This window comes from Microbulbifer variabilis, from assembly GCF_052468405.1.
Genome location: NZ_CP174343.1, coordinates 1,625,090 through 1,637,000 on the forward strand (window position 1 = coordinate 1,625,090; position 11,911 = coordinate 1,637,000).

Here is an 11,911-nt window from a genome sequence, read left to right on the forward strand (position 1 = left end):
GGCCTGGCTTATCGCAAATGCTTGCAAAGACCCTGATCATTTTTTGGGGACCGTGTTCTATAAAATTGTAATCTGACGTAAACCTCTGAAGTAAACCAATGAATATAAAATTACTCGGCCGCTTAACAGTGGCATGGCTTGCTATGTCCGGCTTTTCGGGCAGCTTTGCCGCAGACCCCCTAAATGTAACCGGTGATAAGTTCCGCCAGCTGGAGGAGCTGCTGCCGACACCTAATAGCTATCGCACTGCGTCGGGAGCTCCGGGTCATGCCTATTGGCAGCAGCAAGCGGACTACGATATCAAGGTGTCACTGGATGATGATAAGCAACTGATAACCGCTTCAGAGACCATCACTTACACCAATAATTCGCCAGATACACTGCGTTATTTGTGGGTGCAACTGGATCAAAATCGCTTCAAGCCTAACTCCTCTGGTAATTTGGCGAGGCCGGTTAACCTGGAAGCCATTGCCCCGGATACCATCCCGTTTAATAGTTTTCGTCATGCGGTGGTATCTGGGGAGTTTCCAGGGGGATACCAGATTACTAAAGTGGTTGACACACGGGGGAGGGAGCTTAGACATACTATTGTTGATACTGGTATGCGAATTGACCTGCCCCAGCCACTGGCCTCCGGTTCCAGTGTGAGCTTCCAGATTGGTTGGGCTTACAAAGTTGTTGAGCAAAAAGTGCTGGGTGGTCGCTCCGGTTTTGAATATTTCAAGCGCGATGATAACTACCTGTACGAAATAGCCCAATGGTTCCCGCGTATGGCCGCCTATAACGATGTTAGCGGCTGGCAAAACAAGCAGTTCCTGGGGAGCGGCGAATTTGCGCTTGAGTTTGGAAATTATCGTGTCGCTATCGAGGTGCCGGCAGATCATATCGTTGCCGCCACCGGCGTTCTTCAAAATCCGAGGGATGTGCTGACTTCCAAGCAGCGTGAGCGTTTGCGAAAGGCCCGTACTGCGAATAAGCCCGTGATGATTGTCACTAAGGACGAGGCCCTGGAAAATGAGAAAAGTCGTTCAACTGAGCGCAAAACCTGGGTTTTTGAAGCGGAAAATGTCCGTGACTTTTCCTGGGCATCTTCGCGTAAGTTCTTGTGGGATGCACAGGGTTATAAAAAGGGCGGTACCGACACAATGGCAATGTCCTTCTATCCAGAAGAGGGCACTCCTCTGTGGGATAAGTACTCTACAGAGTCCATTATTCATACAATAGACGTCTATAACCGCTACAGTTTTGATTATCCCTATCCGGTATCTATTTCAGTCAACGGCCCTGTGGGGGGAATGGAATACCCCATGATCACCTTTAATGGTCCGCGGCCAGAAATTGATGAGGAGGACCGTAGTAAGCGTACTTACTCCCGCCGCACCAAGTATGGGCTTATCTCGGTCATCATTCATGAGGTAGGGCATAACTACTACCCGATGATTATTAATTCTGATGAGCGCCAGTGGACCTGGATGGATGAGGGGCTAAACACCTTCGTACAGTTCCTGGCTGAGCAGGAGTGGGAGGAAAAGTATCCATCTCGCCGCGGAGATGCGCGAAAAATTGTCGAGTATATGAAGAGCGAGAACCAGGTTCCGATTATGACGAACTCGGAATCAGTACTTCAACTCGGTAACAATGCCTACGGAAAGCCGGCAACTGCACTGAATATCCTGCGTGAATCCATTATGGGACGTGAGCTGTTCGACTTCGCTTTCCGAGAGTACGCCCAGCGTTGGAAGTTCAAGCGTCCTATGCCTGCAGATTTTTTCCGTACTATGGAAGATGCATCAGGTATGGATCTGGATTGGTTCTGGCGCGGCTGGTTCTACACTACTGATAATGTTGATATCAGCCTTGATGCCGTACACCACTACACCGTTGGTACACAAAACCCTGAAGTGGAAGGACCTTGGAAGCGCGCTCAGCATGAACGGGAACCAGAGACTATCACTGTTATTGAGAACCGCGCGAGAAAGTTGACCCGTATCGTTGATGGTAAACCGGAATTGGAAGACTTCTATAACAAGCACGACGAGTTTGATGTTTCCAATGCAGATCGCAATAGCTACCGAAGTAAGCTGGAGGGTCTGGAGGACTGGGAAAAAGATTTACTCAAGGTTGAGAGTAATGTCTACGTGCTGGACTTTAGCAATATTGGTGGCTTGGTAATGCCCCTGTTCCTGCGATTGGAATATGAAGATGGAAGTGTTGAGGATTTGCGTATCCCCGCTGAAATCTGGACTCGCAATGCTAAGAAGACCTCCAAGATGCTGGTGAGGGATAAGAGCAAGGTGCTCAAGTCAGTAGTGCTTGATCCCCACTGGGAAACAGCAGATGTCAATGTAGAGAACAACTTCTACCCACGCCGCATTATCAAGTCGCGCCTGGAGCTATTTAAGGATGAAAAGCAGCGTAATTTGATGAAGGATTGGGATGTAGAACTTAAAGAGGCAGGTTAAACCTTGGAGAAAATTGCAGCTCACTGATAATTGGTTTGGGGAGCTGCAATTTGTGTTTTTGACGCAAAATATCCATCTGAAACATTCATTATGTATTGGTAGTAATTGATGAAAGTTTTATTTTCCTTTTTGCTGGTAGTAACGACCTCAGTAATTGCACTCCAGGTAAATGCACATCGCTATCATTTTGGTTTGACTAGCCTCTCAGTAAATGAACGCACTCAAACACTGGAGATTTCCCACCGATTTTTTGTTGCTGATATTGAAAAAGCTTTGTCAATAAGTGCCGGTAAAGAGTTGAATGAAGCACAACAACAGATGGAGAACTATGTCAATTCAAGATTCCAGGTTAGCCAGAAAAATGGCGATGTGTTAAATCTCAATTGGGTAGGTATGGAAGCCGATGTTCATGATATCTGGATATATCAGGAAGTGCCTTTGGTAGATCTTTCCAGTAAAAAATTGAGCATTAAGCAATCGATGCTGATGGAGATTGAGCGGGACCAAGTGAACACTATTACTGTAAATAATAGCAGTGAAAATAAAAGCTATACCTTAAAGTCAGGTGAGAGTAGGGTAGAGTTCAGTTTGTAATCTGATCATATACTAGTTAATCACTATGAATAGTGAGTGATATGTGGAGTTTCAGCATACCTCACTCACTCTAACCAAATTCAGTCACTTATTATGGCTGTTGGCACCGTTATACAGCTCTACTGTTGTGGCCATTAGTGATAATAGCCACTGGGTCCAATTATTATTAATCAACCTGTTTTCAATAAGTGAAAAACCTCTTAAGAATCTAAAATATCAAAACGACTGGTAAGACCTCTGAACCCTCTCAGCCGGCGGAATAAGTTCTCTATCTCGCTCTGTTCTCCTATATGCCAGGCCGTCTTTACTTTATACGAGAAGATCCATGAGAACGTAGGCGTTAAAATCCATTATTGATAGTCTCTGTAGATGTAACTTGAGACTATCTTTTGAGCGCTACAAAAGTATATCTTCAAATGGGAAATATCAGTTTATATTCAATTCGACTTTTAAATTCCAAGGGAGACACTCATGACGAAGCATTCATTTTTACTCACAGTGGTTTTGATTGCCCTTGTCTTTGTGAGATTCGAAACGTCAGCTGAAGAAGACAATCTTAATTCCATCAAAAGTGGCAAGGGTATCATTTGCAGTAATGAGTATGTCTTATGCACATCTGCCCCCTGTATTCCAGACCCCAGGAATCCGGATTCAAATGCAATATGTAGGTGTGATGTTAACAAAGGATTGAACTTTGGGTTATCAGAATGTAAAACCCGGATACCTGCGACCAACTCAAACGGCGTTAAAAAAGCCTTGTCGACATTTTCTTTCGCTCAGGCTCCTACTAAGCCTGTACTTTCCTGCCCCGAGGGTAAACCGTGGACAGATTGCCTGGATCAGCCTTGTATTGTCGACCCAATGAATCCGCTCAAGGCCATATGCACATGCAAGATTGTACGTGATAAGCCTTTTGTAACTTTTGGAGGGGATTGTGTTTCTCTGACTTGTGATACGGGTTATTGGTCAGGCGCAACTGCAGAGTCCTATCTTGAGGCAAGTAGACAGCTTATGAAGGCAGTTGATTTAGATGAAATGCCCGCTAAATACTGTGTGGGAAGGCCCCCTGAAATTTAAAAGTGATTCCTGTATCATTCTGAGCCTTTCCACGGCTTCAGCCAATCGTTAAAAATGATATTCGATTTTATCTATACGGTCCGTTGATCGTTAAATTGATTTGCTACTCGTATATATCTGCGAAAATAGATGTTTTATGTCTATGGCCAGATGTATCTCTTCAAGTCTGGTGCCTCCTAAATCAGCATTTAGACGGATACGTATCTGCGAAAGACTCCCATTTGCCTCGACAATCAGATTATTGCCCGAGCCAACCAGATTGAATATCTACTGAGCGATTGTTAACGCAGCATAAACATCTAAAGAAAAACGGAAAATTCCGGGATCTCCGCTTGTCAGTGAGTGGAATAGTCCTATTGTATTTTTCTTTCATATCTATTTAGGGTACTTCTCCCCGCAAATCAAAGGTTGGCACAATAAGAAAATTATTTAAATAGAGGCTCAAGCGGAGCAAAAACATAGTTTTTCCAGGTATATTAACCTGGCTCCTTCTATTTACTAACAAACCCCTTCAGGAACATTCCTGACTCTAGATGCGCGAAAGCTAAGTCGCGTCATGGCACTGCCGGAGCATTAAAAATGGTCCACAGGCTGTCGCTAAATAAAGAGGTGGATGGATATCTAAATTTTATATGGTGGTGATATATGACTAAAAAATCTTTACATTTTCTTCATTTTGATAAGTTGGATTGATTTTTATATTCTTTGTCAGATTTTCATTTTTCGCAGATAGGCCGAAAGTGTTGATAGGTGCTAGATTATATTTTTTCACGCACTTGCTTAAACCAGTTGAGGACTTTCTGGTGGTGCTCTTGCCCATATAAGAGAACAAAGTTACGGGTATGGTAGTTATTCTTATCTTGGAGTGCGCTGATACGTTCATCAACAAAGCCTGGTGTTAGCTCAATACCGCATTCTATCGTAATACAATGCAGCCAAGCATTAAAATCTTCGGGTACTATTGGCTGAGTCATGTTAATTCCTAATTAGACTTTTGGTAACTGCACGTCCTATGGGTGAATTTATAGAAACGCTAGAATATTTCTCAGTACTTATTGAGTACTACTCATATAAAAGAAAAACAACCGGTAATAATCATTGCCGATGGTTTTTTTTGACTGACTAGAGCTTCCCTTAATTAAAACATGCCCCGCAATCCAAGACTAAAGTTCCTCCCGGGGAGTGGAGCAAGTTCTTTCAGGAAGGATGAATGCACATAGGCTAACTCGTCAGTTAGGTTATTACCCTTGAGGTAGACTGTAAGGTTGTGCTGATTTCCTAGAAAAGTGTACGCAATCTCAGTACTCAAAAGTGTGTAAGCAGCGGTGGTAGTTTCCAGTTCTGCGACTTTGGTTTGCTTAAACGCGTGCGTAATCTCAATCCCTGCATCCCACCCATTGGAGCTATAATTTAGCATGCCGCCCAGTCGCATGGGTGGGATACGAGGCAAATTACCTCCGTTATCCAGCTTTCCACGAACAGTATCTCCCCACAATGTCAGTGTGAGAGGCTTGGATAATTGCCAGGCAAATTCAGCTTCTAGACCGTAGAGTGTCGAATCCGCTTGATCGAAAACATAAACCGGCAGTTCGCCATGATCATGACTCTCTTCTTCTTCTTCGTGATCGTGTTCTTCAAAGTCTTCACTGGTGTAGCCCGTATTGCGTTCGTAGTAGAAATTATCTATCTGGTTGTAGAATAAGTTCAGTACCCAGCCGATATTTCCTGAATGCCTGCGAAAGCTCAGGTCAATGTTGTTGGATACCTCTTCATCAACATTGTTTTCATAGTAAAAATAGGGTTCTTCTGTGTCATCATTCAGTTTAAAGAGCGCGCCGACTTCGAAGCTACTGGTGCCGATATGGGGGCCATACGAGAAAAGTTCAGCGGCGCTGGGGGCCCGTTGTGCGTGGGTAAAAGAGATCCCGGCATTGTAATTGGCGGCGATATCCCAGACCAAGCCAGCAGAAACGCTATAGGGCGTGAAAGCCAGTTTATCTAGATTTTCTCCTTCCCATTCATCATCGGCAGCTTCAACCGTGACTCTTTCGATACGGGCCCCTAATTGCCATAGGAATTCACCCGTGTGCTTTTCTTGTATCAGCCCAATTGCTGAGCTTCCTGTTGTGCTCGGCGGGGTGAAGGCCTCTTCACCTATCGCTTCAAAATCTGTAGTTTTGCTCTCCAGGGTTATTGCGCCGCGCCATCCGGCCCTTTCTTGCAGTAATAGGTTGACCCGAGCTTGAAGTGTCTGATTGCTGAATGTTGTACCGACAGCGTCGTTTTCGATTTCAGAATGTTCGTAGTCTGTGTATCCAATTCTGGTGTCCAGACCGCTCAACCATATGTTGTCCAGAGACAGTTCACTGACCAACTGCCATCGGTCCTGTTTCAAATCAGAAACTACTTCTTCTTCATGTTCATCATGATGCTCTGATTCATCATCTTCGTGTTCATCAGAGTGACCGTGCCCGGGAATACCATTAACTCGCTCCAGGCGTCCATAGGCAAGGCCGATAGATCCATTATCTAAAAACCAGTTGCCACCAATATTGAACCCGTTGCTTTCTGAATCGCTGTTCTCTAATACTCCTCTGGAATGTTCGTCATGGTCGCCCGAGGTGGGAATTTCATAGTCGTCACCTTTGCGCCAGAAACTGTCCACGTGGTATGCCAGCTGGTCATTACCGCCGGTATGAGCCAGTGAAGCTTCGCGCTCATTTGCAACAGTATTGCTTCCCAGCGAATAAGCAGTCCTGTTTTCACCAGAGGTGGGTATTCTCTCGTCTACCACATTGACTACACCACCGATGGCTCCGGACCCATAAAACAGGGTGGCAGGGCCTCGCAGGATTTCTATCTGCTCTGCGGTAATTGTCTCTGTGGCGACGATATGATCTGGGCCAACTCGGGAGGCATCAGCGCTGTCGAGTCCATTTTGGGTAATCAGAACACGGGGGCCGTTGAGCCCCCGGATGATTGGACTACTGGCTACTGGTCCAAAGTAGCTGGAATGAACTCCCACTTCATTTTTGAGGGTTTCTCCCAGAGTGGAGGCTTGTTTTCTACGTAGCTCTTCGCCAGCTACTACGGTTACAGGTTGTGCCGATTCAATAGTGGAGGCATGTAATGGTGTGGCTGTTACATCGATTTGCTCGATAACGGTGTGTTGCAGGGTAACCATGAGGGGCTCATCCTGACCGGCCTTTAGAATTATTGTCTTGTGGCTGTGCCCTGGGGCATTGATGTGGATTTCGCGGAGTTGCGAAGTATTCACCTCAAGTAAAAATCGGCCCTGGGCATCTGTTTGGGTCTGTTGTCGACTTCCCGCGACTTCAATACTGGCGCCATAGATGGGCTCTCCAGAAGTATCTAATACCTGTCCGGAAATTCCATGGGCCAAGTTTGAAAGAGTCATCAGTGCGAAAAGGTTCGCGGTAAGTTTCATGAGTTATTCCTAATAGAATTTTTACGTCCCAGTAAGCGCTCGTCATTCGTCGGCGGATCCGAAATCGAATGTGAGTAGCAGTCGCAGTTGGCCGGGCTCGACACTGGGCGAGCGGTGGATTAGGCCAAAACCTTTATTGCCCTCCCAGAGTTCGCCCTTGAGTAGAGCAACTGAGCCGCATGTCAGGTGATTGATGGAAGTTGAGGGGAATTCCTGGTTAGCCTTTAAGTCGAGCGTATTTGGGTCAATAGAGTCTGGAGTCAGCCACTCAGTCCCCGTGCCTAAATAAGTCGTAATCAATCGGCAGGGCACCCGATCTACATGAAACTTGGGGCACATTGCACCGTTCAGGGTTGTTAAACGAATACCGACTCCGCTTAGCTCGAATAGGTAACTGAACATATCTGCCAGTAACTGGATATCAGCACACAAGTGCGGGTAGGGACCAAGCTCTGGCAATGCTTCACCGAGACGCTCGATCTTGGCGGTAGGTAATAGAATCCTACGGTTGGGATGGACACCACTACTTAAGAGGGTGCGGCAATCACTGGCTATGCTACTGGACAGTTCCCGTTGCCAGATGGCCATATTGATATCAGCTTGGAAAATATCTGCTAAAACTTCTCCATTATCTGCAGATACGGCCCGACGGGTATTTGGCAGGTCTGCCACTGACAGTCCTTCCTCTTTCGGAGCCAGTTCAGCACTTGGAGCTTGTGTGATAAGTGTCTCATGGCTTCTTTCTGTAAAGTCGGTCAGGCTCAAGCTAATCTCCAATTAAGTAACTTCGGCTAATAAACACTATTTTCAGAGGCTTTAATTGCTTTGCTCTCTGCTGTGGCGGGCGGTGCAATACCTAAATTCCTCACTCACACTACCCATCCTTTAAGTTTGGCTATGATATAACATATCATATTGAGGATGGTCGGCCTAGGCAACCTCCAATATTGGGGAGAATCAAGCTTGAAGCCCGAATTCATCGGGAGTTCTGATAGCTGGAGGGAGCCCTGGTGAGGCGTATTGACCAGTGCCTGGCGCAAGTAGGTTATTCGGCGATATTCTTTTTAGCTGCAAAACTGTTTATCGCAGATTTCTTTCTTGCTGTCGTCGTAATTCACATTTTGTTCAGATTTGATTGGATCAAAATGATACAGTGTATCAATTGTGTATTTATGGTTTATCCCATTTGAGTGGAAAAGCCAGGGAAATAATGGCAATGATTGGCAGGGTTTAGCTAGGGGTGCAGCTTCGTGCCGGCCTGCAGCCGGGGAGGGTATGTTACTCTGTCAGCCTGCCGTGTTTATATGTGAATTTTCGGTGTACCGGAAAAGACAGGGTTAGCGTTGGGAATTAACCAAAATTAACCTGTTATTTTTTAAATATTGCTGAGTAAATATGAAAATCAATAATTCTATTGTTTACGGAGTTGCAACTGCTGCATTATTTGCTGGAGCGAGCTGCGCCAGCCTTGCCGCAGAGAAAGAGAGCGTTTCGACTGAAGGCATGTGGCAACCTCACCAGTTGCCTGAGCTGTCCAAAGAGCTTCGGACTCATGGCCTGGAGCTGGACCCAGCCAGCATGACCAAGCTTACCGAATTTCCAATGAACGCGGTGATCAGCCTGGGGGGATGTTCCGCTTCCTTTGTCTCTCCCACGGGATTGGTGATTACCAACCACCACTGCGCCTACGGTTCAATTTCATACAATTCAACTGAATCCAAGGATTTACTGGCTGAAGGTTTCCTGGCCGGAGATTTGTCTGAAGAGCTGCCTGCTGCACCGGGCTCCCGCGTCTACGTCACCGTTGCAATGAACGAAGTAACGGACAAGGTTAACGAACGCCTGACAGATGAGATGGATGGTGCTGCACGTTTTGCCGCTATCGAAGAAGCGGAGAAGGCGCTGGTTTCCGAGTGTGAAAAAGATCCGGGCCATCGTTGTGAGGTCTATAGCTACTACGGCGGTTTGAACTACTACCTGGTTAAGCAGCTGGAAATCCGCGATGTGCGCTTGGTTCATGCGCCGGCGTCTTCGATTGGCAAATTCGGCGGCGATATCGATAACTGGATGTGGCCTCGCCATACCGGCGATTACGCTTTCTACCGCGCCTATGTTGGCAAAGATGGTAAACCGGCTGATTATTCCAAAGATAATGTCCCTTACGAGCCCAAGCACTATTTGCCTGTAGCGGCAAAAGGGCCTAAAGAAGGTGATTTCGTGATGGTTGCCGGTTATCCGGGGCGTACCAACCGTTATCGCACTGCCCAGGAAGTGGAAAGCAACTTCAACTGGTATTACCCAAACATGCAGCGGGTACTGGGTGAATGGTCGGAAACGATTGGTGCGGCAACTGCCGACAATAAAGATGCAGAGTTAAAGTATGCAAGCCTCGTGGCAGGTTTGAATAATTACTCTAAAAACTTTACCGGTATGATGGAGGGTTACCAGCGCAGTGATCTATTGCAGCGTAAAGAAAAGCTGGAAAAAGATTTGCAAGCTTGGGTGGATTCAGACAAGGCCCGCGAGAAAAAATACCAGTCGACGATCGATGATCTTGAGGCGCTGGTTGTAGAAAAAGAATCAACCCGTGAACAGGACCTGGCCATCGATTATATGGATCGTTCAGCCATGCTGGGTGCCGCGAGCAAACTGTATCGATTGGCCAAAGAGAACGAAAAACCCGATGTTGAGCGCAAGCCGGGTTATCAGGAACGGGATCTAACCCGATTCAAAGAGGGCATGCGTCGTATAGAGCGCAGCTATCATCCATCAGTCGACAAACAGATCTGGCTCTACTTCCTGGACCGGTATCAGGCGCTCCCGAAGGAGCAGCGTATAGCCAGTTTTGATCGTTTCTTGAATATCGGCAAAGGCAATACTGACTTAGAGGCAACTCTCGACAAAATGTATAAGGAAACAGAGCTTTCCGATGTCGAGGTACGTGAAGCGTGGATCGGTAAAAAGCCTGAAGATTTTAAAGAGAGCAAGGATCCGTTTATCCAGCTGGCAATGGCCATGTACGATGACATGCTTGCCCGTGAAGAGCATGAGGAATCCATGAAAGGGCGCTTCGCCCAATTGCGCCCACAGTATATGGAGATGCTGATAGATTATTACCACTCCCAAGGTAAGCCGGTCTATCCAGATGCAAATAGCTCCCTCCGCGTGACCTATGGCCTGGTTAAAGGCTATGAGCCACCAGCCGGAACGATTAAAAAGGCTGCCGATGGTAATGACGGTAAGCAAGGTTTTGTACCTTTTACAACCTTGCGTGGTATTAAGGCGAAGTACACAGGTGAGGACCCCTTTGATGCCCCCAAAGCTTTGATGGAAGCTATCGATAAGAGGAACTTTGGCCGTTACTATGAAAAGCAGCTGGATTCAGTACCGGTTAATTTCTTAAGTACCGTAGATATTACGGGCGGTAACTCAGGATCCCCGACAATGAATGGTCGCGGTGAGCTGGTGGGTGTTGTGTTCGATGGAACCTACGATAGCATCAATGCTGATTGGGACTTTACCGATAGTACCCGGGCGATACATGTGGATATCGCTTATATCCTCTGGGTAATGGAGAATATTGACGGTGCCGGATACCTGGTTCGGGAGATGGGTCAATAGCCGACAATAGTTGAAATAGCGTCCTCGGGTGAGCAGCACTCCCCGGGGCGTTATTCTTTATAGGGATGAATCCTATCCACCTCCATACTGTAAGCTGCAGTACCGAACTCGCTTTCTTTTTTCAGCGTTCTTAGCTTCCCTTCTATAGTGAAGGGTTCGTACAGAGCCTCAATTTGAACTCCCTCAGGAAAACTGCCATGGATAACCTGGTTTGGCGGTGGGGGTGGCAGATGAATACAGGCTCCGAAATAGGGCACAAAAAGGAAGCTGGAAATTGTTAGTTCATCATTAAATTCAATCGGGACGATAAATCCGGCAATACGTATCTGTTGATTGTCAAACTCTGGTTTTATTCGGGTAGAGGTCAAAGCAGCTTGGTAACGACTTTCGTCTTCGCTTATTTCGGAAATAGTCGATGTTGTAGGCATTGAATCGGCAGCCGAGCCTTCAACAATATCATCTATGTATTCTGGTGGGTTGAGTAACGCATCCAGGTCACCTTTTGGGATTAACTCTTCCCAGCTGACTTCGCGATAATTGATATTTATTTGTTTGACTTGAGTGTGTTCTTGAACTGGGGGTGAAACTTGACTGGTTTCAACCCTAGTATCACAGGCAGCAACCAATAGCGCGGTGGCCAGGGTACAGGCTGTTGAGAGGGGGTATCTGTTCATAGCTAGGGGTTATTTACTGTATAAAATGATGTGAT

8 protein-coding genes are annotated in these 11,911 nt (G+C 46.4%); 4 read left to right on the forward strand and 4 right to left on the reverse strand.

The window, feature by feature from the left end:
• Positions 1 to 98: 98 nt before the first annotated feature.
• The 3 genes from ACJJJB_RS07640 to ACJJJB_RS07650 all read left to right on the forward strand — a co-directional run bounded on the left by ACJJJB_RS07640 (position 99) and on the right by ACJJJB_RS07650 (position 4,133).
• Positions 99 to 2,462: a M1 family metallopeptidase gene (locus ACJJJB_RS07640; RefSeq protein WP_445365988.1), complete on the forward strand. Its 2,364-nt coding sequence runs from the start codon at positions 99 to 101 to the stop codon at positions 2,460 to 2,462.
• A 108-nt stretch (positions 2,463 to 2,570) separates the two neighbouring features.
• Complete coding sequence (locus ACJJJB_RS07645) at positions 2,571 to 3,056, forward strand: DUF6702 family protein (RefSeq protein WP_445365989.1); 486 nt, start codon at positions 2,571 to 2,573, stop codon at positions 3,054 to 3,056.
• Positions 3,057 to 3,527: 471 nt separating this feature from the next.
• Complete coding sequence (locus tag ACJJJB_RS07650) at positions 3,528 to 4,133, forward strand: hypothetical protein (protein ID WP_282950662.1); 606 nt, start codon at positions 3,528 to 3,530, stop codon at positions 4,131 to 4,133.
• A gap of 758 nt (positions 4,134 to 4,891) precedes the next feature.
• On the opposite strand, the gene ACJJJB_RS07655 is transcribed toward ACJJJB_RS07650, so the two are convergent.
• The 3 genes from ACJJJB_RS07655 to ACJJJB_RS07665 form a co-directional block, all read right to left on the reverse strand.
• Entirely contained in the window at positions 4,892 to 5,107 is a 216-nt protein-coding gene (locus tag ACJJJB_RS07655) for a PD-(D/E)XK nuclease superfamily protein (protein ID WP_282950661.1), read from the reverse strand.
• 164 nt (positions 5,108 to 5,271) lie between these two features.
• A complete protein-coding gene (locus tag ACJJJB_RS07660) occupies positions 5,272 to 7,581 on the reverse strand; it encodes a TonB-dependent receptor (RefSeq protein WP_445365990.1) in 2,310 nt (769 codons plus the stop codon).
• Between the two features lie 42 nt (positions 7,582 to 7,623).
• Positions 7,624 to 8,346 (reverse strand): DUF1826 domain-containing protein, encoded by a 723-nt coding sequence (locus ACJJJB_RS07665; protein ID WP_444946872.1) that lies wholly within the window; start codon positions 8,344 to 8,346, stop codon positions 7,624 to 7,626.
• Between the two features lie 630 nt (positions 8,347 to 8,976).
• Here ACJJJB_RS07665 and ACJJJB_RS07670 point away from each other — a divergent pair.
• Positions 8,977 to 11,202, forward strand: coding sequence for a S46 family peptidase (locus ACJJJB_RS07670; RefSeq protein ID WP_445365991.1), 2,226 nt, complete (start codon positions 8,977 to 8,979; stop codon positions 11,200 to 11,202).
• 50 nt (positions 11,203 to 11,252) lie between these two features.
• Here the strand turns inward: ACJJJB_RS07670 and ACJJJB_RS07675 are convergent, their stop codons facing one another.
• Complete coding sequence (locus ACJJJB_RS07675; RefSeq protein WP_445365992.1) at positions 11,253 to 11,876, reverse strand: DUF3299 domain-containing protein; 624 nt, start codon at positions 11,874 to 11,876, stop codon at positions 11,253 to 11,255.
• Positions 11,877 to 11,911 lie beyond the last annotated feature (35 nt).

What these genes read in the sequence shown, in the direction of transcription:
- ACJJJB_RS07675 (WP_445365992.1), bottom strand. Translation starts at nt 11,876, where the DNA reads ATGAACAGATACCCCCTCTCAACAGCCTGTACCCTGGCCACCGCGCTA.
- ACJJJB_RS07670 (WP_445365991.1), top strand. Translation starts at nt 8,977, where the DNA reads ATGAAAATCAATAATTCTATTGTTTACGGAGTTGCAACTGCTGCATTA.
- ACJJJB_RS07655 (WP_282950661.1), bottom strand. Translation starts at nt 5,107, where the DNA reads ATGACTCAGCCAATAGTACCCGAAGATTTTAATGCTTGGCTGCATTGT.
- ACJJJB_RS07640 (WP_445365988.1), top strand. Translation starts at nt 99, where the DNA reads ATGAATATAAAATTACTCGGCCGCTTAACAGTGGCATGGCTTGCTATG.
- ACJJJB_RS07650 (WP_282950662.1), top strand. Translation starts at nt 3,528, where the DNA reads ATGACGAAGCATTCATTTTTACTCACAGTGGTTTTGATTGCCCTTGTC.
- ACJJJB_RS07660 (WP_445365990.1), bottom strand. Translation starts at nt 7,581, where the DNA reads ATGAAACTTACCGCGAACCTTTTCGCACTGATGACTCTTTCAAACTTG.
- ACJJJB_RS07645 (WP_445365989.1), top strand. Translation starts at nt 2,571, where the DNA reads ATGAAAGTTTTATTTTCCTTTTTGCTGGTAGTAACGACCTCAGTAATT.